Below are 24486 nucleotides of genomic sequence, written 5' to 3'. Positions count from 1 at the left end.
AAAAAATCCGGTCCGGGACCCATCCGCCCCCCGTCCGGCTCCGAATACCCCATGTGACCACGAGAACGCAGGACACCGGGGACAGGATTCGCAGGAGAGGGCGGCTCCTCCCCGGCGCGTGCGTGGGCGCGGTGACCGTGGCGGCCTGCGCGGCCGCCGGAGAACTGGCCGCCGCGCTCCTGGGAACCCCTTCTCCCGTGGTCGCCGTCGGTGACGCCGTCGTCGACAACACCCCCCGGGCCCTGACCGAGTGGGCGATCGCGCTGTTCGGGACCGCCGACAAGGTCGTGCTGCTCTCGGGCATCGTCGTCACCCTCCTGGGAGCGGGAGTCGTGCTCGGGGTGGTCGCGCTGCGGCGGCCGTCCCTGGGTTACGCGGGCCTGGCGGTGTTCGGCGCTGCGGGCGTCACGGCGGTGTTCGTCGGCCGCGGCGGCGATGTGAGGACCGTGATCCCCGTCCTCGCCGCCGTGGCCGTCGGCGCCCTGTGCCTGGCGGTACTGCTGCGCGCTGCCCGGCGCACGCGACCGGCCGGACGGGACCCCGGTGACGGGGGCGCGCCCGCGGGCCCGGTCGAGCACCGGCCGGGACGCCGCGCGTTCGTGCTGACCTCCCTGGGGATCGCCGCCGGGGCGGGGGCCGCCGGAGCCCTGTCCCGCCTGGTGCCGGGATGGCTCGGCGGCGCCGGAGGGCCGGAGTCCGTGGTCCTGCCCGCCGCGGCGCGACCGCTCCCGCCCCTGCCCGCGGCGACCGAGCTGGGCGTTCCGGGGCTGACCCCGTTCGTCACCCCCGACCGCGACTTCTACCGGATCGACACGGCGCTGACCGTTCCCCGGCCGGACGCCTCCCGGTGGCGGCTGCGGGTGCACGGGATGGTCGACCGTCCCTTCGAGATCACCATGGACGAGCTCCTGGACCTGCCCCTGGTCGAGGCGGACATCACCTTGACCTGCGTCTCCAACCAGGTGGGCGGCGACCTGGCCGGCAACGCCCGCTGGCTGGGGTACCCCCTGGCCGACCTGCTGCGCCGCGCGGGGGTGCACGCCGGTGCCGACCAGATCCTGGCCACCTCCCACGACGGCTGGACCTGCGGAACCCCCACCGAGGTCGTCATGGACGGCCGCGACGCGCTGCTCGCGGTGGGCATGAACGGCACCCCGCTCCCCCACGAACACGGCTTCCCCGTCCGCACGGTCGTCCCGGGCCTGTACGGGTTCGTGAGCGCCACCAAGTGGGTCACCGACCTGAAGCTCACCCGTTTCTCCGACGAACGGGCCTACTGGGCGCAGCGCGGCTGGGCCGTCAGGGCCCCGATCCGCACCATGTCGCGGATCGACGTGCCCGCGCCGCTGGCCCGGGTCCCGTCCGGGGAGGTCGTCCTGGCCGGGGTGGCCTGGGCCCAGCACCGGGGCGTGGACGCCGTCGAGGTGCGCATCGACGGCGGGCCCTGGGCCGACGCCGAACTCGCCGGGGTCCCCGGCATCGACACCTGGGTCCAGTGGGTCGCCGAGGTCTCCGTCGGACCCGGCCGCCACGACGTGGAGGTCCGCGCCACCGACGCCACCGGCACCGTGCAGACCTCCGAACGCGCCGAACCCATACCGAGCGGGGCCACCGGATGGCACCGGATCGCGTTCACCGCGACCTGAGGCCCGGCGCACCGCACGATTTCCCACCGATCCCACGGTTCTCGAGAAAAGAAGAGTCAAAGGAGATAGAGATGATCCGCAAGAGCATGCTCGCCGGTGCCGCCGCCGTTCTGGCCCTGGGTCTGACCGCGTGCAGCGGTATGGGCGAGGAGGCCCCCGCCGAGGGCGCCGCCACCGAGGAGAGCACCGAACAGGGCACGGACAACGGCGGCGGGGAGATGACCGAGACCGCGGGCGAGAACTTCGGACCCGGCTGCGAGGCCGTCCCGGCCGACGGCGCGGGCAGCTTCGAGGGCATGGCCCAGGACCCGGTGGCCACCGCGGCCTCCAACAACCCGGTGCTGTCCACGCTGGTCACGGCGGTCACCGAGGCCGACCTGGTGGACACGCTGAACTCGGCGGAGGACATCACCGTGTTCGCGCCCACCAACGACGCCTTCGAGAAGATCCCGCAGGAGGACCTGGACGCGCTGCTCGCCGACCAGGAGCAGCTCACCGAGGTGCTCACCTACCACGTGGTCGAGGGCCGCCACGCGCCCGCCGACCTGGAGGACGGGACGTTCACCTCGCTCCAGGGCGGGGACGTCACCACGGAGGGCGCCGGCGAGGACTTCACCGTCAACGGGGACTCCAAGGTGGTCTGCGGCAACGTCCAGACCGCCAACGCCACCGTGTACATCGTCGACACCGTGCTGATGCCGGAGTAGTCGGCACGACTCCCGGACGGCCCGCGAGCGTAGGCCGGGTCGTCCGGGCGCTTCAGGGCCGCGCCGGACGGCGCGGCCCGCCATCGCGGCAGGGAGGACCGGATGGATCACGACGCGGCGCACCCGCAGGGCCCCCGGGCCGTGGAACCGGAAGCGGTGCCCGGGCCCGAACACACCCTCGCCGACCTCCTGGGGCGGGTGGCGCGCGGCGACGAGGCCGCGTTCGGGGAGGTGTACGACCGGGTCGCCCCGTCGGTGTACGGACTGGTGCGGCGGGTGCTGCGCGACCCGGCCCAGTCCGAGGAGGTGGCCCAGGAGGTCATGGTGGAGGTGTGGCGCACCGCCTGCCGCTACGACCCCCGGCGCGGGACCCCGCGGGCGTGGCTGATGACCCTCGCCCACCGGCGCGCGGTGGACCGGGTGCGCTCGGAGCAGGTCGGCGCGGCCCGGGAGGCGCGGGCGGCCGCCGCCGAGGCGGACCGCCCCTACGACGAGGTCGCCGAGGAGGTCACCGACCGCCTGGAGCGCGAACGCGTGCGGCGCTGCCTGGACACGCTCACCGAACTCCAGAGGCAGTCGGTACGGCTGGCCTACTACGGCGGCTACACCTACCGTGAAGTGGCGAGGCTCCTGTCCACTCCGCTGGGCACGATCAAGACGCGGATGCGCGACGGCCTGATCCGGTTGCGCGACTGCCTGGGGGTGGAGTGGTGAACCGGAGACTGCGGCAGGACCCGCACACCCTGTCGGGGGCCTACGCCCTGAACGCCCTGCCCCCGGAGGAAACGGTCCGGTTCGAGGACCACCTGGCCCGGTGCGACTCGTGTGTGCAGGAGGTGCGCGGGTTCACCGAGACGGCCGCACTGCTGGGCGAGGCGGCGCGGACCCGGCCCCCGGAGGGGCTGCGCGCCCGGGTGATGGCGGAAGTGGCCCGCACCCGCCAGCTGGCCCCGCCGCCCGACCGGCTGGCCGAGCCCGTCCGCCGGTGGTGGACACGCGGGTCGACATGGGTGGTGGCCGCCTGCCTGGCCGTGGCGGTCGCGCTGGGCGCGGTGGCCTGGGAGCAGGCGCAGCGCATCCGGGACCTCCAGGAGAACGAGCGGCTGGTGGCCGCGGTGCTGTCGGACCCGGGCGCGGAGTACACCACCGCCGAGCCCATGGAGGGCGTCTTCGTCGCGGCGGTGTACTCCGAGGCGCACGGCAGCCTGGTGTTCAGCGGCCACGGCCTGGAGCCGCTGGAGGACGAGGACTACCAGCTGTGGTTCACGCGGGCCGACGGCTCCGTGTACTCGGCCGGGGTGCTGCCGGTGGACGAGCAGGGCGTGGTCGCCCCGGTCCCGGCCGCCCCCCGGGGCGCCGGCACCGAGGGGGTCGCGGTGACCGTCGAACCGCTCGGCGGTTCCGAGCAGCCCACCTCCGAGCCCATCATGGCGATGCCCATCCGGGGCTGAGGGGCCCGGCGGCCCGGGGACGGTTCACGCGACGGTGACGTCCTCGGGCCGGGGCAGGTCCCGCATGACCGGGGAGAGGCTGAACAGCGCGGCCAGCCCCGACACCACGGCCATGGACAGGAACACCCAGTTCGGCCCCGCGGCGTCGAACACCAGGCCCACGCCGAGGATCCCCACCGGCTGGGACACCAGGCACATGAACGTGACCGCGCCCAGCACCCGGCCCTGGTACTCGTCGGTGACCGACGCCGCGATGTAGCCGTAGAACACGGCGTTCACGCACGGGACGATCGCGAACACGCAGCCGACCAGCAGGCCCAGGGACAGCACGTTGGGCGCGACCACCAGCGCGAGCGCGCACACCGGGGCCGACCAGGCGGCGGCCAGGAACGTCGCCGAGGGCCGCACCAGTTTGATGACCGGCCCGGCCGCCAGCGCCCCGACCAGGCCGCCGGCGCCGGCCAGGGACACGGTGAGGCCGATCTGGAAGTGGCCCGCCCCCTGGCTCTCGGCGGTGGCGATGAGCGCCAGGAAGGCGCCGGTCTGGGTGAAGGCGACGTTGAAGCCGACGATCCACATCAGCATCGGCCGCAGGATGGGGTGCCGGGCCAGGAACACGAAACCGCCCACCATCCCGCGCAGCGTCCACGGTTCGCGGGCGCGGTACCCGGACGCCTGCATGGGGCGCCGGATGAACAGCACCAGCGCCGCCGACACCAGGTAGGCCAGCGCCTCGACCAGGAACGGGAAGGCCCGGCCCAGGTTGAACAGGAACCCGGCGACGGGCGCGCCCAGCGCGCTGGTGCTGAAGAAGCGGATCTGGTTCTGGGCGGAGGCGTCCGCCACCTGCGGCGGAGGCACCAACTGCTTGATGGCGGCCATGGCCACCGGGTTGGAGACGCCCATGAGCGCGGAGGAGCACACGGCGACGGCGATGATGACCGGGAAGGAGGTGTTCCCGCCGAGCAGCACGATCCCGAACACCCCGAGCAGGACGAGCCGCCCCAGGTCGCAGCAGAGCAGGACGGCGCGCCGGTTGGAGCGGTCGGCGAGCGAGCCTCCGACGACGGCGGTGACCATGGTCGTGACCACCTGGGCGGCGCCGATGATCCCGGCCTGGGACGCGGACCCGGCGAGCATGAGGCACAGCAGCGGGTAGGCGACCTCTCCGCTCTCCTTGCCCAGTCCGGCGAAGAACCGGCTGGTCCACAGGGCCTGGAAGTCCCGGTTGCGGATGAGCGGGGGCGGGTCGGCCGCGATCGGGGGCGGGGCCTCCGCGGCGGCGGGCGGGCGGGGCCCGCGCACCGCGGGGCCGGGGGCGCGGGGGCTAGCCCGGCGGGCGGCGGCGCGTCCGCGCCGGGGAGCGGAGGGCGGTCGGCCGTGCCGGGCACGGGGGAACGCCGGACGGTGAGAGCGGGGTGAAAACGGAGTTGGTCCGCCGCCATGGTGATCGACTCCCCTGAGGGTCCCTCCGGTACCGGGGATGACGCGATGCCGGCCTGTTCTGCTCGATGGGCGCGTGCGGGGCCGTCTACGGGCCGGCCGGCGCACACCGTCTCCGGGGTCAGGGAAGCCTCCCCGGGGGCTGTCCGGGGGGTGAGGTCGTCATACCGCCATTATGCTTGCGTTCCCAACATTAAACGTCTTTCCGGTGTCGGTTCGCGCACATCGGCGTTTCCCGTCGGAAACCTTCTCTCCGCAGGTCGGAAAAGGTCTCCCCGGCGGCGGACGTGCCTCCCGGAGTCCCCATAACACAGGGCTTCCCGACGTGGCCACGTCCGGCCACGAACCTCCGGGAAATCGGCCCGGAATCCTCTTGACCGGAGAGTGGGAACTCCGTTCATGTGTGCCGCGAAGAAACCCGCGAGAATGCAGGTGCACGTGAAATACGTGCTCTACATGGGGAAAAAGAGAAAAGAGAACCGCGTGGGGCTCCTGGGTGAGAACCCCACGCGGTGGCCGTGCCGGGGCGGTCGCCCCGGGTGCGGTCAGTCCCGCCGCTCCCCGGAGCGGTGTCCGCCGGCGGAGCGCCGCCCACGGCGCGCGGGCCGCTGCCCGGCCGCGGCCGCCTCGACCGTCCACGGGGTGCGTTCGAGGTAGGCCACCACGGCCGCCCCGGCCAGCGATCCGCCCGCGACGAGCAGGTACGACAGGGTCCACCCGCCGGTCAGCTCCGAGAGCAGGCCGAACAGCAGCGGGCCGCCCAGGGCGACGCCGCTGCCCACGCCCTGGACGAACCCCGACAGCGAGGCCGAGCCCCGGGCCGTGGTGGCGCGGGTGTTGACCATGGTCATGACGACCACGAACAGGCTCGTGCCCAGGCCCAGGAAGCACGTCCACAGCGGGGCCAGCCAGGCCGGGCCCGCGGCCAGGCCCAGATATCCGACGGCGTACCCGGCCACGCCCAGCGCGACGATCGGGAACGTGTCGGCGGCCCGGGCGGTGGCCGTCGGCGCGACCAGCCCGAACAGCAGGCTCACCCCGACCATGAGGGACACCATCGTCCCCGCGTAGGCGGAGGTGTGCCCGGCGTCGGTGAGCAGCGTCGGCAGCCAGGTGAACAGGGTGAAGACGTTCCAGGTGACCAGGCCGAACAGCAGTGCCATCCGCCATGCCATGCCCACCCGGTACAGCGGGCGGGCCAGTTCGGGTCCCTGGTCGGCGCGGGCGGTACGGCCGGTGCCGCGCCCGTCCGGGAAGGCCCACCGGGCGATCCAGAGCAGGCCCGCGACCAGGGCGACGACCGCCCAGGAGCCCAGCGCGACCCGCCAGCCGAAGGCCTCGGCCAGGGGCACCGCCACCAGCGGCGGGAACAGGGCGCCGAGGTGGATGGCGACCATCTGGACCGTGCTCAGCGCGGCCAGCCGGTCGGGGAAGTACTGCTTGATCAGCGGGGGCAGCACGACGTTGCCCAGGGCGGCCCCGGTGAGCGCCACTGCGGTGAGCAGCAGCAGGGTGCCGGTGCCGGGGGCGAAGGCGCGCAGCGCCTGCCCGGCGGCGGTGAGGAGCATGCTGAGCACGACCGTGGCCTCGGAGCCGATCCGCCGCATGATCAGCGGCGTGACCAGACCGAACACGGCGAAGGCGATCAGCGGCAGTGTTCCGAAGACACCGATGACCGTGGCGGTGAACCCGAACTCCGCGGAGATCGTGGTCAACAGGGGTGACAGAGAGGTGACCACCAGGCGCAGGTTGAGCGCCGCGCAGGCGATGGCCACGAGGGCGAGGATGCGGCCCCGGCGGGCTGTGGTGGGCGCCGGGGCGGGCCGTACCGACGGTCGGTCGGCGACGGCCGTCATCGACGAGGGTGACATAACGGCGACGGACGTCCCTTTGTTCAGCGGTGGTGCGGCGTTGCACCAGAGCCAGGCCGACCGGCGAGCGTCATCGCCTGCCTCCGAAGGGTCTCTTCTCGGGCGAGCCAAATACGACCTTGTCGCCTAAATGTTAGGCATAGCTCGGCTGTATACACAACTTTCCGTACTTAATACGGCTAAGATGCACATATGGCTGATCTCGACGAACTTGATACGGCGATCCTGGCCGAACTCCAGGCGGACGCACGGAAGACCAACCGCGATGTGGCCGCCGCGGTGGGCGCCTCGCCCACGACGACCCTGGACCGCACCCGCGCACTGCGGGAAAGGGGTGTGATCCGCGGCTCACTGCTGGACGTGGACCTGGAGCTCATCGGCCGCCCGGTGCAGGCGCTCATCACCGTGAGCGTGGACAAGCCCTCGCGGCACAACATCGAGGCGTTCCGCGACTGGGTGCGCTCGCTGCCGGACACGCTGTCGGTGTTCGTGACCTCCGGCAGCGAGGACTTCCTCATCCACGTGGCGCTGCCGGACAACAACAGCCTCTACGCGTTCGTCATCGACAAGCTCACCGAACGCCCCGAGGTGGCCGACGTGCGCGCGTCGATCGTGTTCGAGCACCTGCGCAACGACCGCATCGCCCCCACCAACGCCCGCGCCCGCCGCCGGGCCTGAGCCCGGCCCCGCGCGGCCGCACCGCCGGCGGGCGGCGGGCGGCGGGCGACAGGGGCCGGCGGGCGGCCGCGCACCCGGGAGGGGCCGGGAGTAGGGTGGGCGGCCTTGTCCGCCACCGAGACGAAACCTCCATGACTCCTGTGATCGTGGCCGCGGTGCTCCTCGCCGCGCTGCTGCACGCCGCCTGGAACGCCATCGCCCACGGCATCACCGACCGGCTCCTGGGCTTCGCGCTCATCGGCCTGGGCGGCATGGTCCCCACCCTGCCGCTGCTGTTCGTGGTCGGCCCGCCGCCCCGGGAGGCCTGGCCGTTCCTGACCGCCTCCGTGCTCACCCACCTGGTCTACTTCGGCCTGCTGATGGTCTCCTACCGGAGCGGCGAGTTCGGGCAGGTGTACCCGCTGGCCCGCGGCACCGCCCCGTGGGTGGTGGCGCTGGTCGGGGTGACCCTGCTGGGCGAGACCGTGTCCGTGCCCCACCTGCTGGGGGTGCTGGCCGTCTCCGCAGGGCTGATGACCCTCGTGTTCGCCGGCGGGCGCCCCTCCCGGGCGCAGCTGACGGCCCTGCCCGCCGCGTTCGCCACCGGCCTGGCCATCGCCGCGTACACCGTGGTGGACGCCTACGGGGTGCGCTTCACCCAGGACCCGCTGGGCTACATCACGTGGATCATGGTCCTCCAGGGACCGGTGTTCTTCCTGGTGGCGGTGGCCACCCGGCGGGGGAGGCTGCTCCGGCAGCTCCGGCCGGTGTGGAAGGTCGGGCTGGCGGGCGGCGCCATCAGCGCGGCCGCCTACGGGATCGTGCTGTGGGCCCAACTGAGCGGCGCCCTCGCGGGGATCGCCGCGCTGCGCGAGACCAGCATCGTGTTCGCGGCGCTGCTGGGCAGCCTGCTGTTCAAGGAGCGCTTCGGGGCGGTGCGCGTCGCCGCCTCCGCGATCGTCGTCTGCGGGGTCCTACTCCTGGCCTCCTGAACGGGATTCGGCCATCCGCCTCCCCGGGCTGGTCCGCGGCCGGTCGCCCTCGTATCGTGTCCGTGTGACCGACGTCTCAACGGAGTCAGACGCCGTCCGCCGCCACTGGCAGGGCCTGGGCCTGCCCGGGCTCGTGGACGTGCACACCCATTTCATGCCCGACAACGTCCTGCGCAAGGTGTGGGCCTACTTCGACGCCCTGGGCGGCTACTGGCCCATCACCTACCGGGACGACGAGGAGGCCCGGGTCGCCCGGCTGCGGGGGTTCGGCGTGCGGCGGTACACCTCGCTGTTCTACGCCCACCGCCCCGGCATGGCCGCCTGGCTCAACGACTGGGCCACCGGGTTCGCCGCCGGCCACCCCGACTGCCTGCACAGCGCCACCTTCTACCCCGAGCCCGAAGCGCGCGACTACGTCCCCGCCGCCATCGCCGCGGGCGCCCGCGTGTTCAAGGCCCACGTGCAGGTCGGCGGCTACGACCCGCGCGACCCCCTGCTCGACGCCGCCTGGGGCGCGCTCGCCGACGCCGGGATCCCCGTCGTGGTGCACTGCGGGTCCGGACCGCAGCCCGGCGAGCACACCGGGCCGGGCCCGTTCGGGGAGGTGCTGCGCCGCCACCCCGGACTGACCGCGATCATCGCCCACGCCGGGACCCCCGAGTACACGGCCTTCCTCGACCTGGCCGAGCGGTACCCCGGCGTGCACCTGGACACCACCATGGTGTTCACCCGCTTCACCGAGCGGAAGGCCCCCTTCCCCGCGGACGGGTACCCCCGGCTCAAGGACCTGGCCGACCGCGTCCTGCTCGGCACGGACTACCCGAACATCCCCTACCCCTACGTGGAGCAGCTCGACGCCCTGGCCGGCCTCGGCCTGGGCGACGACTGGATGCGCGGCGTCCTGCACGACAACGCCACCCGACTGTTCGACCTCTGACGCGCCCGCACCGCGCGGAGCCCGCACGACGCAGAGAAAGGCCGCCATGGAACTCGCGCTCACGCCTTTGGAGTTCGCCCGCCGGACCCGCAGGCTGCACCCCGACCGGCTCGCGGTGGTCGACCGCGGCCTGCGGCTGACCTACGAGGAGTTCTTCGACCGCTGCGACCGGTGGTCGTCGGCCCTCCAGGGGATGGGGGTGTCCCCGGGCGACCGGGTCGCCTACATCGCACCCAACACGCACGCCCAGCTGGAGTCGTTCTACGCGGTGCCGCAGCTGGGGGCGGTGCTGGTGCCGGTGAACTTCCGGCTGACCGCCGAGGACTTCGTCTACATCGTGAACCACTCCGGCGCGAAGGTGCTGTGCGCGCACGCCGACCAGCTGGACGCGGTCGACGGCGTGCGCGACCGGATGCCGGGGGTGGAGCGGTTCGTCGCGCTGGAGGGCGCCCGGGAGGGGTGGGAGGACTACGAGGCGCTGGTCGCGGGGTCGGACCCGGCGTTCGACCGGCCCGGGATCGACGAGCACCAGCTGCTGACCATCAACTAGGTCGCATCTACAGGACCTTTTTCAGGGCACGACGGCGCGCTTCGATCGCCGCCTTCGTGTTCCCCGTGTAGTCGTGGCTGACGTCGTGCCGGTGCTCGGTGCCATCCGCCAGCCGCACGACGATCCACGCCTTCGTGGCCGACTCCCGGAACATCTCGATCCTCTCCACCAGCTGATGCAGTAGCTCGCGCTGGTGCGCCAGCGGCAGCGACGCCCATTCCTCCACCAGGCCGCGCGCCACGGGGATGTACTCCGCCGGGTCCGCCTGCTGGGCGCCCTCCAGCTCCTCCAGCCGCGCGGCCGCGGCGGCCCGCTCGGCGTCGAGCTTGCCGCGCCGGTCCGCGTACTCGCTCTTCTCCATGTCGCCGTCCATGTAGAGGTCGACCAGGCGCCCGATTTTCCGGTCGAGCCGCTCGACCTCCTTCCGGGCCTGGTCGGTCTCGTCCACGACGGGAGCGGCCGGGGCCTCCTCCTGCTCCCGGGCGCGCTCCGCGGCCGCGGCCTCGAGGTCGTCGGCCCACGCCGCAATGTCGGCCAGGAGGTGAGGGACGACCACCTCCTCACGGACGGTCCGGGCAGCACACCGGCCGAAGCTGGCCCAGCCCACGCACTTGTACTGGATCTTCCCCTGATTCGGGGCGCCCTTCATGCGGTCGCCGGAGTGCCCGCACTGGAAGATCCCGCCCGACAGGAGGTGCTTCGCCGTGCGGTCCGCGACCGGAGCCGCGGCCCGGCGCGCCGACCGCTCGAGGTAGGTCTCCCACGCGTCGACGGTGATCATCGGCTCATGGGCGCCGGGGACACGGATGCGCTGGGTGCAGCCGCCGCGGTGCCGGCGGGGGTGGTCGCGGGTGCATGCGGGGTCGTGCATCTGGAGCTGTCCGGCCATGAACCCGGCCAGCATGACGCCGCGGACGGTGGTTTCGGCCCAGGGGCCACCGGCGATGGTGACCAGGCCGCGCCGGTTCCACTCCCGGGCGATGGGCTTGTACCCGGACCCGTTGTTGTACGCCTCGAACGCCCACACCGCGTGCGGGACCATCTCCTCGATGGGGAGGTATGCCTCCTGGGTGTTCGGGTCTCGGAACGACCCGGGGCCGACCGGGTTCGGGATGCGGCCCACGTGCTCGTATCCCCAGCGGGGGCCGCCGCGCGCGGGGAGGCCCTGGTCGAGCCGCCATGTCCACGTCTCCGCCCAGGACTCCGCCATGCGGTCGGACTCGAACGCCGCGATCTCCATCAGCAGGCCGCGGCTGAGCTTGCCCACGGACGTGGAGGCGTCGATGTCCTCGGTGGCGGACTCCAGCTCGCCGCCCGCCCTGTTCAACCGGCCCAGGTTGACGACGTTACCGGACCGGTCCCGGCCGAACCGGCTGTACTTCCAGACGATCACGTCGCGGGCTTCGCCGGCCTCGACGCGCTCGATGACGCTCATGATCCGCCGTTGCCAGTACCGGCCGGACTCGTCGAGGTCCTCGACCCAGTCGACGATCCAGCGGCCGTTCCGGCGGGCCCAGTCCTTGATGGCCTGCCGCTGGATCTCCGGGCTGATCATCTCCTCGCGGCTCTTCGACACGCGGATGTAGCCGATGGCGGGGATGAGGTCCAGGGGGACTCCGGCGGCGCCGGGCGGCCGCGGGAGGGTCAGGGTCGGGGGTGTGTGGTTCACGTGCTGCTCTCTCCTCGGGTTGGGGGTGGAGCTCGAGGCCCCCGCCGGAGCTCCACCCCACGATGCCGCCCCGGGGGTTACCGGGAGGGGGTGAGGATTGGTCCGGCGGTGTGGCTGTGCGGCCACGGGCGCATGAGGCCCAGGGCCTCCATGCGGAGGATCAGGCCCATGTCGACGATGGTCAGGTCTCGCCACCAGTGCGCCTCTGCGTACCCGACCGGGTCGATGAGCGGGTCCGGGACGCACAGCATCTGCCAGACGGCCGGGCGCGCGGGGTGGTCGGCCGGGAGGTTCAGGTAGGCCCGTTCGATGCGTTCCGGGTCGTCGACGTAGCGGAGGTTGATCACCACCAGGCAGTGCCCATCCCCCACTTCGTAGATGTGCATGGTCTCCCCGCGGGGGAGGTCTCCGAGGGTGATGCTGATCGGCGCGGGGTGAACGCGGGGCCGGGGGTAGTGCAGGGTGTTGGCCGGTCGGCCGGAGCGTGCGGGGCGGGGGATACGACAAGGGTCCACTATGCCTCCTGGTGGGTGCGTGGGGACCCAATCGTAGGGCGAACCCATGTTCGAGGCCAGGGTTTCGAGGCATACCGCCGAAAAACTGGACACGCTACTACCTGGTGTTACTACGGGGAGTGAGGTTTACCTCCATCTAGGCCAAAAGCGGACAGTTTTCGTGTCAACCCTCGTCTCCGGACCGGGCGCGCCGGCCCCGGCGGCGTTCGAGTTCGGCGCGCTTCATGTTCGCGAAAAGGGTCATCTCGGTTCTCAAGCGCTCCGCTAGGGCGGCCTCGAGTTCCTCGCGCTCCTCGGGGTCCAGGTCCTCGCTGTCCTCCTCGATCTCCCGAATGACCGTGTAGGCCGCCTCCCCGAGCGGGGTGGAGAGGACGCGCTGCTCCTGCTCGACCGTGGGCCCTTCGAGGGGGACCGGGTTGCCGCCGTTGAGGACGGTCTGAGCCGAACCGGGTTCCCACTGGAGGGTGTGGTCCAGGCGCTCCAAGGTCTCCTTGGTGAGGGGGGCGGTGCCGAGTCGGGCGCGGCGGAGGGTCTCGAGGGGGATGCCGCGGGCGGCGATCTCGGTCCAAGTCCAGCTCTTGCGGCGTTTGCGCTGGTCGATGAGACGTCCGAGGCGGAGTCGCTCGGGTGAGGGTGCGTATGGGGAAGCCATGGGGTCGAGGGTACAGACGGTACCCATTAGGTACCCAATCGAGGCCGGATTCTGCCAATTTTTGGGCCGGTCTTGACTTTCCCCGGATGACGAAAACCCCTTAGCCACAGGGGTTGTAGCGCACGAGCGTTCGGGTTCCGGCCTATCCCCACCGACATAAAGGTGTATCCCTATGGTGAACCCATGGGGTACCGTCCTACCCATGACCTCACCACGAACTCACCACGACGAGGGCGCGGAGAACCTGGTCTTCGATCGGGTGGCGTTCCGGAAGGCACGCACCCGCGCCGGACTCTCCCTCGCCCGCCTGGCCAGGGAAATCGGACGATCCGAGTCCGGGCTCAAGAAGCTCCAGTCCGGTCACCGGACGCGCCCCCACCCGGACACCTACCTCCGGATCATCGGCCGTCTCGGGCTCTCCTTCGGGGATCTGTGGCTCGACACCCCACAGGCTCCTCACCACGAACACCCCATGGGGAGTGAGGCCGCATGAGCGCGCACCCGCCCGAACTTGCTCGCCGTATCCGGGCCGCCGGTCGCATCCTCGCGGACGCCCGCCGGGTCCGGGATTCCCTCTCCCCGCGGGAGGCCGCCCTCCTGGCCTACCGGCCCGGCGGGCCGTCCGTGGACGAGCTGACGGAGATGAACGAGCGCTGGCGCGCGGAGGCCCTGGCCGCCCGCTCCGCCCAGGCCGCCGCCTGACCCCACCCATGAAAACGGCCCCCTCCCGGCTGCATCCGGGGCGAGGGCCAAGTCGAGAAAGCGAGTTCTCTGTGAATCAGCCTACCAACCCCGCCTCCGCGGCCACCCGCCGCGCGTGGGACCTCATCGTGCAGGCGGGCGCGGCCCTGGAGGACGCCCTCCAGGACACCCCCGTCCCGGGCACCCCCCACGACGAGATGCCCGTAGCCGACCAGATCACCCACGCCGCGCACGTCGTGACCCACCTCCGCACCCTGGCCGACCGGACGCCGGTCGCCTGGTCCATCCAGGTCCCCGCGGGCGACGAGATGCACGTCGAGGTGTGGGGGACCCTGCACGACGGGATCACCGTCCCCAACGGCACCGTCCGGGAGACCGTCGCCGCGTGGGCTGAGGTGATCGCCGCGCCGGTGGAGGAGCACCGCACCGCCTCGGGCGGTGTCGAGCTGATCGCCTGGGGCCAGGTCGATGGGGTGCCGGTGCAGCTGTCCGGGCACATCTCCTCGCGCGCCATCGCCGGGGGTGCCCGGTGAGCCACGACACCGCCATGGCCCTGCTCCCGATGTTCGCGATCGGCGCTGTCCTGCTCGGCATCGTCCTGGGCTACCTGCTCGGGTGCGAGGGCACCCTCCTGTCCCAGCGGATGGCGGCCGCCGCCATCAAGCGCGCCAACCGGGCGCGCCGGGTCGCCCGCCAGGAGCGCGCCGCCGCCGCCCAAGCGCAGTCCCAGCGCGACGACGCGCTCCGCCAGCTGGCCGCCGCTGAGGCCGTGATCTCCGAGACCACCCACGCCGTGCAGCGCGCCGGGCAGGTCCCGGACCTCGAGCCCCCGGCCGGACGCCACCACGTGGGGGGTGCCCGGTGAGCGCCTCCGACTGGACCGACCCGGCCGACGTCGCGGCCATGTCCGCCACCTGGGCGGAGCGCAAGGCCGCCCGCACCGAGGCCCCCCGCGCCCGCCGGCGCCTGCGCGCCCGCGCGGCCCTGTCCCGCATCCCCGCTGCCTGGCTGGCGGCCGCGACCGCCGAGCCCTGCCGCCTGTACCTGGGCTCCCAGGGGCGCCGGTGCGGCCGCCGCCCGACCCGCCTCTACATCCAGGGCCGCCGCTGCTGGTGGCACGCCCCCGCCCCACCCCCACCCCGACCGTTCACGACCAGGAGGAGGCCCTCAGTGCCTGACCTCGACCTCCCCGACCGCGCCGTCTGCGACGTGTGCAGCGGCGAGTACCCCGTCACCAAGACGGGCACCCTGCGCAAGCACAAGTGCGACGGTGGCGACGGGATCAAGATGCCGTGCCCCGGCGGCGGCCGCCCGGTCGGCCCGGCCCGCATCCCGCGCCGGTCCACCGCGGGGTTCTACAAGTGCCACACCACCGGCGCCATGCTCCGCTCCGTCACCACCATCCTCGGACAGGGCTCTCCCAAGCCCGCCCTGGTGCACTGGGCCGGGAACCTGGTCGCGGAGACCGCCATGGAGAGCCTGCCGCGGCTGGTGAAGGCGTCCCGCCGGGAGGAGACCCGGGTCGAGGCCTACGACTGGCTCCGCCGCGCCCACACCCGCAAGAAGGACGAGCGCGCCGAAGTCGGCTCCGCGGTGCACGCGCTGATCGAGGCTCACGTCCTCGGTGAGCCGGTGCCCGAGCAGCTGCTCACCGACCCGGAGACCGCGCCCTACCTCGAGCACTTCCGCCGGTTCGTCGACGACTTCGAGGTGACCTTCGAGGCGTCGGAGATGGTCGTGGCCAGCTACACGGAGAGCTACGCGGGCACCCTCGACTACCTGTTGCGCTCCCCCCACATCGCCGGTGGCGCCCTCCTCATGGGCGACACGAAGACCGGCGGGGAGTTGGACGTCAAGGGCGTCTACCCCGAGGCCGGAGTGCAGATGTCCGCCTACGCGCACGCCGAATACGGGTGGCTCCGCGACGGCACGCGGGTGCCGTTCCCGGCCGACGAGGTCCACGACGTCGGGGTCGTCCTGCACCTGCGTCCGGAGGGGTACCGGCTCATCCCCGTGAAGTGCGGCCCCGAGGTGTTCGAGGCGTTCCGCCACATCCGGCACGTGGCCGACTTCAACGCGGACCTGTCCCCGCACCTGGTGGGCGACGCCCTCCCCGTGCCCACCCACACCACCACCAGGAAGGCGGCCTGACGTGCCGATCCTCGACATTCAGCAGCGCATCCGGGAGCTGGGCCGCATCCGCATCGGCCAGGTCCTCCCCACCAAGAACGGCCGGACGCGTCCGGCCAAGCTCGATCGGTTCCGCCTCACCTCCGCCAGCCGCCCGCTGCTGGAGAAGGTCGCGGAGCTGTACGGCGGCCAGGTCCAGCCGTGGACCCCGGCCAACGGCGGCCCCTCCCAGTGGGAGGTGTTCACCACCGCCGACCGGCTCCCCGTGTACATCCCGCCCCAGCCGGTCACCCAGTGGTACGAGCTGTGGTCCGGGGGCGGGTGCCAGCGCCGTTGCGACGGCCGCACCGAGGTCCTCCGCGACATCATGTGCCCGTGCGGCCCCGACCCGGAGGCCCGCGAGTGCAAGCCGACCACGCGCCTGAACGTCGTCCTGCGCGACGTGCCCGGCGTCGGGGTGTGGCGCCTCGAGAGCCACGGCTACTACGCCGCGGTGGAGCTGCCCGGGGTGGCAAACATGCTGGCCCAGACCGGCGGCTACGTGAGCGCGTGGCTGGCGCTGGAGGAGCGCACCGCCAAGCGCGACGGGCAGACCCGCACGTGGATGGTGCCCACGCTCGAAGTGGACGCCACCCCCACGGCCCTGATGGCCGGTGAGGGCGGCATCGCCCCGGCGGTGTCGGCCGGGAAGGGCCCGGCGGAGATCGAGGCGCCGCCCCAGCGGGACTGGATCGCGGAGGCCTCGGAGGCCCCCGACTTCGACGCCCTCCGCGCGCTGTGGGCCCAGGCCCAGGCCGCCGGCGCGCCCGACTCGGTGGCGGCCGCGATGAAGGCGCGCGCCGCGGAACTCCGGCAGCGCGCCGAGCCCGAACCCGCCGCCCCGGCCCCGGCGCCGGTTGCTCCCCCGGCCGCGCCGGAGCCGGACGCCGACGCCATGTGGATGGCGTGCGTCGCCGCCGCCCCGGACGACTGGTCGACCACGGAGCTGATGGAGGCCTACTCCGCCCAGCACGAGGGCGCCCTCGTCGACGACGCCACCGGCGCCCAGCTGGCCGCGTTCGCCGACGCCCTCCGAGCCGGTCGGGTGCCGCGCCCCGGCGTCCCCGGCGAGTCCGTCGCCCAGGTCGTCGAGGACCACACCCCCGCCCCCGCTGGCGACCGCCCCCCGTTCTGACCCCCCCGGGCCGGGGGAGGCGCACCCTCCCCCGGCCCCGCACACCACCGAGAGGCACGCATGACCTGGCACACCGGCGCCCTGTGCGCCATCGACGCCGAGACCACCGGCGTCGACATCGAATCCGACCGCATCGTCACCTGGTCGCGGTGGACCATCGACCCCGCCCAGGGGAAGAAGGTCCACTCCGGGTGGCTGATCAACCCCGGCATCGACATCCCCGACGAGGCCGCCGCCATCCACGGCATCACCACCGAGCACGCCCAGGCCCGAGGCCAGCACCCCGCGTCCGCCGTGCGGGAGATCGCCGGGGACCTCCTGCACTGGGCGGAGCAGGGCGCCGTCACGGTGGCGTACAACGCCCCGTTCGACCTGTCCCTCCTGCACCGGGAATGCTTGCGGTACGGGCACCACCGGGAGGCCGCCGGGATCGCCGCCATCCGGCCCGTGGTCGACCCGCTGGTCCTGGACAAGGCCGTCGACAAGTACCGGAAGGGCTCGAGGAAGCTGGTCGACGCCGCCCGCCACTACGGCATCGACCTGGCGGAGGAGGACGCCCACGGGTCCGCCGCCGACAGCTTGGCCGCCGCCCGGGTGGCCTACGTGATCGCCTCCCGGTACGACCACATCGGCCGGATGCCGGTCGCTGACCTGCACGGCATGCAGGTCGAGTGGAAGCGGGACCAGGCGGCGGGGCTGGAGCGGTGGCTCCGCAAGAACGACCCGGCCGCCACGGTCGCCCGCGACTGGCCGTTCATCCCCGCCCCGGCTGTGGTGCAGGAGCAGATCCGATGAGCGCCGTCCTGCCGCCCGCGGCCGCCTGGCTGGAGACCCGCTACGACCGCGCCCAGCGGCTCCGCGTCGCCCGGGAGGAAACCCTCCGCCGTCTCGCTGGCACCAGCGACCCGCACCGCCGCGCCAACCTCCGCCTCCACCTGCACAACGTCAACGCGGCCCTCAGCCGACTCGGAGCGACCTCATGACCACCCTCTCCCGCCTCATGTCCCACTTCGCCGCCATGGGCGAACGCCTCTTCCTCCACCCCCTCGAGCAGGCCCGGCTCGTCGACGACCTGGCCGCCGCCCGCATCGGGGCCACCCAGACCGTGCCCGTGCGGGTCCGGCTCCAGGTCGGCACCCACAAGGCCCGCACCGTCACCGCCGCCTACCTCGACGACCCGGCCACCGCCCACGCGGAGGTCGCCCAGGCGCTCCGCAAGCTGGCCGGCGAGATCGAGGCCCCGGAAACCGCGTGGGCGCTCGTGCCCGCCGCGCCGGAGGAGGACGACGCCCCGGCCGTGGTCGAGGTCGAGGTGTCCGACGTCGACGGCGAGACCGGACCCGTCACCACCTGGACCGAGCCCGCCGACGACACCGAGGAGCAGACCCGATGACCACCCCGACCGCCGACCCCGCAATGGGCACCGCCCCCTACAAGGTGGGCGACCGCGTCCGCACCACCGCCCCCGCACCCTCCACCCCCGGGTTCCCCGCCGACTACGCCGTCCCGGTCGGCACCCCCGGCACCATCGCCAACATCGGCGCCTACGGCGGCTACGGCGTCCTCCTCGACAACGACCCCCACCAGCTCCCCGCGCACTACGACGCCGACGAACTGGTCCCGGCCGGCACCATGTTCGTGCTGGGCCTGGACCTGTCCCTCACCTCCACCGGTGTCGCCTCCTCCCTGGGGTGGGCCGAACGCATCCGGCCCCGCCAGCTCCGCGGCCTCGAGCGGCTCCGCTACATCCGCGAGCGCATCACCGGATACGCCCGCCCCTACTCGCTGGCCGTCCTCGAAGGCCCCGCCTACGGGCGCGCCACCCAGGCCGGGCACGACGAGATGGCCGCGCTCCGCTGGATGGTGAGGGACGACCTCGACCGCCTGGGCGTGCCCGTCGCCATCATCCCCCCGTCCACGCTCAAGCTCTGGGCCACCGGGCGCGGCAACGCCGACAAGGTGTCCATGACCAAGGCCATGTCGGCCCGATTCCCCGACGTGGAGATCACCAGCAGCGACGAGGCCGACGCCCTGGCCCTGGCCGACATGGGCAACGCCTGGGCCACCGCCGCCCCCCTCACCCCCGCCCAGGGCCGAGCGGTGCAGGGCGCCACCTGGCCGGAGGTGATCACCCAGTGAGCGCCCCACACCCGATCATCGCCCAGCTGGCCGCCCACCGCCGCGCCCATCAGATCACCCTCAAGGACACCGCCGCTCACGCTGGCTACGCCCTGAACACGATCTACCGGTGGGAGAAGGGCCTCAACGTGCCCGACCTCGACGGCCTCACCGACTACGCGGCCGCCCTGGGCTACGACATCACCCTCACCCCGAAGGGAGACCCCAAGCAGTGAGTTCCGAGCGATCCCGCACCGTCACATGCATCTGCGGATGCGGCCGCACCGGACCCCACCACGGCCGCGGCCTCATCACCGCCTGCTGGCACCGCGAGAAGTACCACGGCCGCCTGAACGACTGGCCCCTCACCCAGGCCCCGGTGAACCGGCCCATGCGGCTCATCTCCGAATCCGTCCGCGGCCGCCTCGAGGACTACCTCGAACTCCGGTCGTGGGGGGTGCCCGTCCCCGAGGCCGCCCGCCGTCTCGGCGTCAGCGAACGCACCATCACCCGCTACAACTCCCACCTCCGCGCCCAGGAAGAGAGCCGCGCAGCATGACCACCCCGAAGATCGACGCCAAGATCACTGCGCAGGTCGGGGACGTCCTCGACCCCCACATGGACACCCTCATGGCCAAGGCCCGCGCCGGCCAGGCCGACGAACTCCTCATCGTCGGCACCCTCCGCCCCGTCGAGCGCATCGAGCCCATGGCCGGAGAGGACAAGGAGGCCTCCCTCAAGCTCCGCCTGTCCTCGGTGGAGATCCCCGACGTCGACCAGGCCGAGGCCGTCCGCGAAGTGCAGCGCGCCCTGTGGGTGACCCGCACCGCCACCGGCACCCTCGACGAGGAAGGCGAGATCCGCATCGCCAAGCACACCCTCCGGCACGCCGGGCGGGACGTCGCCAGCCTGGCCGCCGCCCGCCTGCGCGCCGGGGTCGAGCAGTGGCAGCACGAAGCCCACAAGGCCACCGTCGCCCACCTCTCCGCGAGCGAGATGTGGCACGAGATGGAGCGCATCTCGACGGGCCTCCTGGTCCTCCTGGGGCAGCGCCCCGACGCCGACGAGGACGGCGAACAGCTGGCCCTGGACGAGTAGACCGCCGACCGCACCGGCCCGCCCCCACCCCACCGGGGGCGGGCCCCACACCCCGGGGGGACCCCATGACCGACACCACCGTCACCGTGACCGTGCGCATCCGCCTCACCGTGCGCGACGGACACGCCGAGACACCCCACCCCACCCAGGAACACGGAGGCCTCTCCCCCGTGCCCGCCGGGTGCTGCGTGCTCCTCGACGTCGGTGACGCCCACCGCATCACCCAGCGCACCGCCCGCACCCTCGCCGGAGCCCTCCGAGCCGCCCACCACATCGACGTGATCGGCACCCACGCCCCCACCATCAAGGGCATCCGCGCCGCCATCGCCCGAGCCCTGGAAGGAACCCGTTGACCACCGCTCTCGACCGCGTCCGCCAAGCGCTCGAGGCCGCCGGATGCAACCCCCGGGGAAGCTCCCAGCTGTCCGCCCGCTGCCCCGCCCACGAAGACCGGGAAGCGTCCCTGTCCGTCGGCTACGGGAACAAGACCGGAACCCTGGGCGTGTCCTGCCACGCCGGATGCCACGCCGAAGACGTCGTGGCCAAGCTCGGGCTGGCCATGGGCGACCTCTTCGACGAGGACACCCGCCGCCCCCAGTGCCACCACGACAAGCCGTGGAAGACGTTCGACCAGGTCGCCGGATACGACTACAAGGACGAGAACGGGTACATCCTCTACGTCCAACGCCGCTTCCGGTGCCCGAACTGCGGCGCCAAGTCGTTCATGCCGCACAACCCCGCCACCACCCGCCCCGGCCTGCCCCGCGGCGTGCGCGTCCTCTACAACCTCGCCGCCGTCCGCCAGGCCGCCACCACCGGCGGAACCGTCTACGTCGTCGAAGGCGAGAAGGACGCCGAAGCCCTCATCCGCCTCGGACACGTCGGCACCACCGCCGTCAACGGCGCCAAGGCCCGATGGGAGGACGGATACACCGAAGCCCTCCGCGGCGCCCACGTCATCATCATCGCGGACAACGACGAACCCGGCATCGAGCACGCCCGCAAGATCGCCGCCGCCATCACCGGCGCCGCCGCCAGCGTGCGCACCGTCCGCTCCCCCCTCGACCGCAAGGGCGCCGACCTCTCCGACCACCTCGCCGCCGGAGGCACCCTCGACCAGCTGGTCGACCTCGACACCGCCCCGGCCCCGGCCGACACCACCCACCCCGAACCCCAGGAGAACACCGCGCCGGGGGAGGAGCGGCGCCTCCTCCTCACCCCCGCATCCAAGATCCGCATCCGCCGCGTCCGCTGGCTCTGGGACACCACCCCCGAAGGCCAGCCCCCCACCAGCCACGGCCGCATCCCCATGCACTCCCTCGCCATCGCCGCAGGCGGCCCCGGCCTGGGCAAGTCCCAGTTCGCCGCGTGGATGACCGCCCGCATCACCACCGGCACCCTCCCCGGGGAGCTATGGGGCAAGCCCCGCGCCGTCATCTACGCCGCCACCGAAGACTCCTGGGCGTACACCATCGCCCCCCGGCTCATCGCCGCCGGCGCCGACCTGGATCTCGTGTTCCGCATCGACGTCGAGGACGACCAGGAAGCCCACGCCCGCCTCACCCTCCCGAGGGACATCACCCGCCTCGGGCAGGCCGCGGAGCTCTACAGCGTCGCCCTCCTGGTGGCCGACCCGCTGCTGTCCCTCATCGACGGCAAGATCAACGACCACCGGGCGAACGAGGTCCGCCAGGCCCTCGAGCCGCTCGTCGCCGCCGCGGACCGCTACGAGTTCAGCATCCTCGGACTCGCCCACTTCACCAAGAGCGGCTCCGCCGACCCGCTCGCGCGCATCGCCGGGTCCGGGGCGTTCGGGCAGCTCATCCGCGCCGCCATCGTGTTCTCACGGGTCGAGGACGCCGACGACGACGGCCCCGGCGAGTTCGTCATGTCGCTGGAGAAGAACAACCTGGGCCGCCTCGGGCTCCCCTCGCACACGTACACCATCCAGCCCGTCACCGTGGAAATCCCCGACGAAACCGAACCCGCCTACCTCAGCCGGTTCGTGCTCGGGCCCGAGACCACCGCGACCAGCGTCAAGGAGCAGATGCAGGCCAGCCTGCACCCCGACATGGACGCCTCCACCACCGCCGACGCCGCCGTGTGGCTCCGCTCCTACCTCGAGGACATGGGCGGGTCCGAGCTGGCCGCGGACATCAAGAAGGCCGGGAAGGCCGCCGGGCTCTCCGACTCCGCCATCGACCGCGCCAAGCGCAAGCTGAAGATCGTCTCCCAGATGACCGGGTTCGGGAAGGAGAAGCGCGCCTACTGGACCCTCCCCGATGCCGTCCCGAACACAAACGCCGCCGCATGACGCTCATGACACACAGACACAGACGGACATGACGACATTGGGCCTGACCTGCACAAACACCTGACGAGTATGTGACGGGATTGACGACATTGGGGCTGACCTGCACAAACACCGACCGCGGAACACATAACCGCAGGTCAGCCCCAATCCCGTCAATGACACCAAACCCGTCACCATATCCGTCACACAAAACCCCAGGTCAAACCCAATATCACCAATAACATCATCTTTTTTTAATTAGAGAGGCCCAGAACCCCAATGTGTTCTCCCACCACCGCCGAACTCGCCGCCCGCGCCCAACAGCTGCATGCCACCTCCGCCCGCAGCTCCCTCGAGCGGAAGGCGGCCGGGTGCGCTGCGGTCGTGCTCACCGACGCCCGCAGCATCACCGGCGCCCGCCGCATGCTCCGCACCAGCAACCTCCCCGACGACCTCCGCGACGCCACCCTCGACCTCATCGACCAGCTCGCCGCTCGGTCGGCCGACCCACCACAACGACGTTAGGCACCACCCCCATGGGCACCACCGACCACCAGGCGCTCGGTCGGCCCCCGGCCCGCGCGCACGTAGCCGTCCCCCGTCCCCGTCCCCACCCACAGGAGGAGCACCACCCCATGACCACCCCGGGCCTGTGCCGCACACCCGAATGCGAGCGGACCACCACCACGGCCACGCTCGTGTGCGACGCCTGCACACACCGGCTCGCCGTCGCCCTGGCCGACGTCCCCGGCCTCCTGGCCGAACTCGACGTCGAGATCACCCGGCAGGCCCGCCGGCCCCGCCCCGCCGGCCACACCCGGCCGACCGAGCCCCCGCTCCCGCTCGACCTCCACGCCTCCGAAGCCCGAGACGTCCTCGTGCGCACCCTGGGCATGTGGCGCCGAACCCTCGCCGGAGACGCCCAGGAAGCCCCAGGACGCCCCATAGGCCCGTTCTGCCGTGCCGGGTGCGGCCACCCCTCGTGCGCCCGCCGTCGCGCCGCACAGCCGGTTCCGCGCGGGGCCACGGTCGCCGCACTCCTGCGCACCCTGATCCCGGACATCCGCCGCCACCCCGAGGGCGGGCACCTGGTGGACGAGATCACGGCCGCCGTCGACCAGGCCCGGTATCACCTCTACGGAGCCGACACCCCGGGCTACACCCTCGCCGGGCTCTGCCCCGACTGCGGCCGCCCCGTCTACGCCCGCCCCGACGCCGCCACCGCCCAGTGCCACGACCGCGACTGCCTCGGGCTCGTCGACACCGCCCAGTGGCGCACCGACGTCCGCGCCCAGCTCGCCGCCCAGGTGCTCCCCCTCACCGAGGTCCGCCAGGCCCTCACCACCCTCGGGCACCCCGTGCCCCTCGGGACCCTGAAGAGCTGGGCGCACCGGGGCAGGCTCGTGCCCTGCTGGGCCACCGACGACGGCCGACAGCGGCCGCTCTACCTCGTCGAGGACGCCCTCGCCCTGCTCACACCCACCACGACCGAGGAGACCCACACAGCATGACCGCCCACCCCATCGGCACCGTCACCGACGACGGCCGGATCACCTGCGACCTGTGCACCACCTGGGCCACGTCCGAACGCCTCGACCCGGTCGGCGCGCTCACCCAGCACCGCGCCACCCGCCACCCGGGCGCGCGCCCGGCCGCGCCCGAGCCCACCCGGCACCCCGCCGGGATCGTCCTCGGGGCGCTTATCCTGGCCGTGTTCGGCCTCCCCGCCGCCGCGGCCTGGGTGGCCGGCGGGTGGTGGCTCGCCGCCGCCGGCCCGCTCACCCTGGTCGCCGCGTTCGGCGCGTTCGGCATCAGCCGCGACGCCACCCGGGCCCCGCGCGACGCGCGCGGCAACCGCCTTCGCTGACCCCCTGCACTACC

Annotated in this window: 30 protein-coding genes and 1 pseudogene; 26 read left to right on the top strand and 5 right to left on the bottom strand. The window is 72.8% G+C overall.

What is annotated here, in order from left to right; genetic code table 11:
• Nucleotides 1–44 precede the first annotated feature (44 nt).
• From KGD84_RS01020 to KGD84_RS01005, 4 genes are all read left to right on the top strand, one after another.
• Nucleotides 45–1646, top strand: coding sequence for a molybdopterin-dependent oxidoreductase (locus tag KGD84_RS01020; protein WP_220565448.1), 1602 nt, complete (start codon nucleotides 45–47; stop codon nucleotides 1644–1646).
• 71 nt (nucleotides 1647–1717) lie between these two features.
• Nucleotides 1718–2353: a fasciclin domain-containing protein gene (locus KGD84_RS01015; protein WP_220564235.1), complete on the top strand. Its 636-nt coding sequence runs from the start codon at nucleotides 1718–1720 to the stop codon at nucleotides 2351–2353.
• Between the two features lie 102 nt (nucleotides 2354–2455).
• Nucleotides 2456–3067 carry a sigma-70 family RNA polymerase sigma factor gene (locus tag KGD84_RS01010; protein ID WP_220564234.1) on the top strand — a complete coding sequence of 204 codons (612 nt, stop codon included), beginning with the start codon at nucleotides 2456–2458 and terminating at the stop codon, nucleotides 3065–3067.
• Nucleotides 3064–3804: an anti-sigma factor gene (locus KGD84_RS01005; protein WP_220564233.1), complete on the top strand. Its 741-nt coding sequence runs from the start codon at nucleotides 3064–3066 to the stop codon at nucleotides 3802–3804. The genes KGD84_RS01010 and KGD84_RS01005 overlap by 4 nt, the downstream gene beginning before the upstream one ends.
• 24 nt (nucleotides 3805–3828) lie before the next feature.
• Here the strand turns inward: KGD84_RS01005 and KGD84_RS01000 are convergent, their stop codons facing one another.
• Both KGD84_RS01000 and KGD84_RS00995 read right to left on the bottom strand, forming a co-directional pair.
• Nucleotides 3829–5064 carry an MFS transporter gene (locus KGD84_RS01000; protein WP_255647152.1) on the bottom strand — a complete coding sequence of 412 codons (1236 nt, stop codon included), beginning with the start codon at nucleotides 5062–5064 and terminating at the stop codon, nucleotides 3829–3831.
• Nucleotides 5065–5792: 728 nt separating this feature from the next.
• Nucleotides 5793–7118 (bottom strand): MFS transporter, encoded by a 1326-nt coding sequence (locus tag KGD84_RS00995; protein ID WP_220564231.1) that lies wholly within the window; start codon nucleotides 7116–7118, stop codon nucleotides 5793–5795.
• A 192-nt stretch (nucleotides 7119–7310) separates the two neighbouring features.
• Here KGD84_RS00995 and KGD84_RS00990 point away from each other — a divergent pair, with 192 nt between their 5' ends.
• The 4 genes and pseudogenes from KGD84_RS00990 to KGD84_RS00975 all read left to right on the top strand — a co-directional run.
• Nucleotides 7311–7796, top strand: coding sequence for an Lrp/AsnC family transcriptional regulator (locus KGD84_RS00990; protein ID WP_220564230.1), 486 nt, complete (start codon nucleotides 7311–7313; stop codon nucleotides 7794–7796).
• 131 nt (nucleotides 7797–7927) lie between these two features.
• Nucleotides 7928–8767, top strand: a complete 840-nt coding sequence (locus KGD84_RS00985; RefSeq protein ID WP_220564229.1) for an EamA family transporter — start codon at nucleotides 7928–7930, stop codon at nucleotides 8765–8767.
• Nucleotides 8768–8831: 64 nt separating this feature from the next.
• On the top strand, nucleotides 8832–9704 hold the full coding sequence (locus tag KGD84_RS00980; RefSeq protein ID WP_260697176.1) for an amidohydrolase family protein: 873 nt from the start codon (nucleotides 8832–8834) through the stop codon (nucleotides 9702–9704).
• 46 nt (nucleotides 9705–9750) lie between these two features.
• A pseudogene (locus KGD84_RS00975) lies at nucleotides 9751–10251 on the top strand (AMP-binding protein); the annotation flags it as partial.
• A 10-nt stretch (nucleotides 10252–10261) separates the two neighbouring features.
• Here the strand turns inward: KGD84_RS00975 and KGD84_RS00970 are convergent.
• The 3 genes from KGD84_RS00970 to KGD84_RS00960 form a co-directional block, all read right to left on the bottom strand.
• A complete protein-coding gene (locus tag KGD84_RS00970; RefSeq protein WP_220564228.1) occupies nucleotides 10262–11923 on the bottom strand; it encodes a recombinase family protein in 1662 nt (553 codons plus the stop codon).
• A gap of 77 nt (nucleotides 11924–12000) precedes the next feature.
• On the bottom strand, nucleotides 12001–12309 hold the full coding sequence (locus KGD84_RS00965; RefSeq protein ID WP_220564227.1) for a hypothetical protein: 309 nt from the start codon (nucleotides 12307–12309) through the stop codon (nucleotides 12001–12003).
• A gap of 292 nt (nucleotides 12310–12601) precedes the next feature.
• Nucleotides 12602–13090 carry a hypothetical protein gene (locus KGD84_RS00960; RefSeq protein WP_220564226.1) on the bottom strand — a complete coding sequence of 163 codons (489 nt, stop codon included), beginning with the start codon at nucleotides 13088–13090 and terminating at the stop codon, nucleotides 12602–12604.
• A gap of 202 nt (nucleotides 13091–13292) precedes the next feature.
• Here KGD84_RS00960 and KGD84_RS00955 point away from each other — a divergent pair, with 202 nt between their 5' ends.
• From KGD84_RS00955 to KGD84_RS00870, 18 genes are all read left to right on the top strand, one after another.
• Nucleotides 13293–13583 (top strand): helix-turn-helix domain-containing protein, encoded by a 291-nt coding sequence (locus KGD84_RS00955; RefSeq protein ID WP_220564225.1) that lies wholly within the window; start codon nucleotides 13293–13295, stop codon nucleotides 13581–13583.
• The gene (locus KGD84_RS00950) at nucleotides 13580–13792 is read left to right on the top strand and encodes a hypothetical protein (RefSeq protein ID WP_220564224.1); all 213 of its coding nucleotides are present in this window, start codon (nucleotides 13580–13582) and stop codon (nucleotides 13790–13792) included. The genes KGD84_RS00955 and KGD84_RS00950 overlap by 4 nt, the downstream gene beginning before the upstream one ends.
• A 71-nt stretch (nucleotides 13793–13863) precedes the next feature.
• A complete protein-coding gene (locus tag KGD84_RS00945; protein ID WP_220564223.1) occupies nucleotides 13864–14325 on the top strand; it encodes a hypothetical protein in 462 nt (153 codons plus the stop codon).
• A complete protein-coding gene (locus KGD84_RS00940) occupies nucleotides 14322–14657 on the top strand; it encodes a hypothetical protein (protein WP_220564222.1) in 336 nt (111 codons plus the stop codon). The genes KGD84_RS00945 and KGD84_RS00940 overlap by 4 nt, the downstream gene beginning before the upstream one ends.
• Complete coding sequence (locus KGD84_RS00935) at nucleotides 14654–15943, top strand: hypothetical protein (protein WP_260697175.1); 1290 nt, start codon at nucleotides 14654–14656, stop codon at nucleotides 15941–15943. The genes KGD84_RS00940 and KGD84_RS00935 overlap by 4 nt, the downstream gene beginning before the upstream one ends.
• 1 nt (nucleotide 15944) lies before the next feature.
• Complete coding sequence (locus KGD84_RS00930) at nucleotides 15945–17096, top strand: recombination directionality factor (protein WP_220564219.1); 1152 nt, start codon at nucleotides 15945–15947, stop codon at nucleotides 17094–17096.
• 60 nt (nucleotides 17097–17156) lie between these two features.
• A complete protein-coding gene (locus KGD84_RS00925; RefSeq protein ID WP_220564218.1) occupies nucleotides 17157–17891 on the top strand; it encodes an exonuclease domain-containing protein in 735 nt (244 codons plus the stop codon).
• Nucleotides 17888–18079 (top strand): hypothetical protein, encoded by a 192-nt coding sequence (locus KGD84_RS00920; protein WP_220564217.1) that lies wholly within the window; start codon nucleotides 17888–17890, stop codon nucleotides 18077–18079. The genes KGD84_RS00925 and KGD84_RS00920 overlap by 4 nt, the downstream gene beginning before the upstream one ends.
• On the top strand, nucleotides 18076–18489 hold the full coding sequence (locus tag KGD84_RS00915; protein WP_220564216.1) for a hypothetical protein: 414 nt from the start codon (nucleotides 18076–18078) through the stop codon (nucleotides 18487–18489). Before KGD84_RS00920 ends, KGD84_RS00915 begins: the two co-directional genes overlap by 4 nt.
• Entirely contained in the window at nucleotides 18486–19235 is a 750-nt protein-coding gene (locus tag KGD84_RS33500) for a RuvC family protein (protein ID WP_277615498.1), read from the top strand. Before KGD84_RS00915 ends, KGD84_RS33500 begins: the two co-directional genes overlap by 4 nt.
• Nucleotides 19232–19450 (top strand): helix-turn-helix domain-containing protein, encoded by a 219-nt coding sequence (locus KGD84_RS00905; RefSeq protein WP_220564215.1) that lies wholly within the window; start codon nucleotides 19232–19234, stop codon nucleotides 19448–19450. Before KGD84_RS33500 ends, KGD84_RS00905 begins: the two co-directional genes overlap by 4 nt.
• Nucleotides 19447–19773, top strand: a complete 327-nt coding sequence (locus KGD84_RS00900) for a hypothetical protein (RefSeq protein ID WP_220564214.1) — start codon at nucleotides 19447–19449, stop codon at nucleotides 19771–19773. The genes KGD84_RS00905 and KGD84_RS00900 overlap by 4 nt, the downstream gene beginning before the upstream one ends.
• Entirely contained in the window at nucleotides 19770–20312 is a 543-nt protein-coding gene (locus KGD84_RS00895) for a hypothetical protein (RefSeq protein ID WP_220564213.1), read from the top strand. The genes KGD84_RS00900 and KGD84_RS00895 overlap by 4 nt, the downstream gene beginning before the upstream one ends.
• Nucleotides 20313–20377: 65 nt before the next feature.
• Nucleotides 20378–20665, top strand: coding sequence for a hypothetical protein (locus tag KGD84_RS00890; RefSeq protein WP_220564212.1), 288 nt, complete (start codon nucleotides 20378–20380; stop codon nucleotides 20663–20665).
• A complete protein-coding gene (locus tag KGD84_RS00885) occupies nucleotides 20662–22626 on the top strand; it encodes an ATP-binding protein (protein WP_220564211.1) in 1965 nt (654 codons plus the stop codon). Before KGD84_RS00890 ends, KGD84_RS00885 begins: the two co-directional genes overlap by 4 nt.
• A gap of 258 nt (nucleotides 22627–22884) precedes the next feature.
• Nucleotides 22885–23130, top strand: a complete 246-nt coding sequence (locus KGD84_RS00880; protein WP_220564210.1) for a hypothetical protein — start codon at nucleotides 22885–22887, stop codon at nucleotides 23128–23130.
• A 110-nt stretch (nucleotides 23131–23240) separates the two neighbouring features.
• A complete protein-coding gene (locus KGD84_RS00875) occupies nucleotides 23241–24116 on the top strand; it encodes a hypothetical protein (RefSeq protein WP_220564209.1) in 876 nt (291 codons plus the stop codon).
• On the top strand, nucleotides 24113–24472 hold the full coding sequence (locus KGD84_RS00870; protein WP_220564208.1) for a hypothetical protein: 360 nt from the start codon (nucleotides 24113–24115) through the stop codon (nucleotides 24470–24472). The genes KGD84_RS00875 and KGD84_RS00870 overlap by 4 nt, the downstream gene beginning before the upstream one ends.
• Nucleotides 24473–24486: the final 14 nt, after the last annotated feature.

It is taken from the genome of Nocardiopsis changdeensis, assembly GCF_018316655.1.
GTDB lineage: Bacteria > Actinomycetota > Actinomycetes > Streptosporangiales > Streptosporangiaceae > Nocardiopsis > Nocardiopsis changdeensis.
The sequence above is the reverse complement of the archived record's forward strand: the minus strand, read 5'-3'. Positions and strand labels throughout refer to the sequence as shown.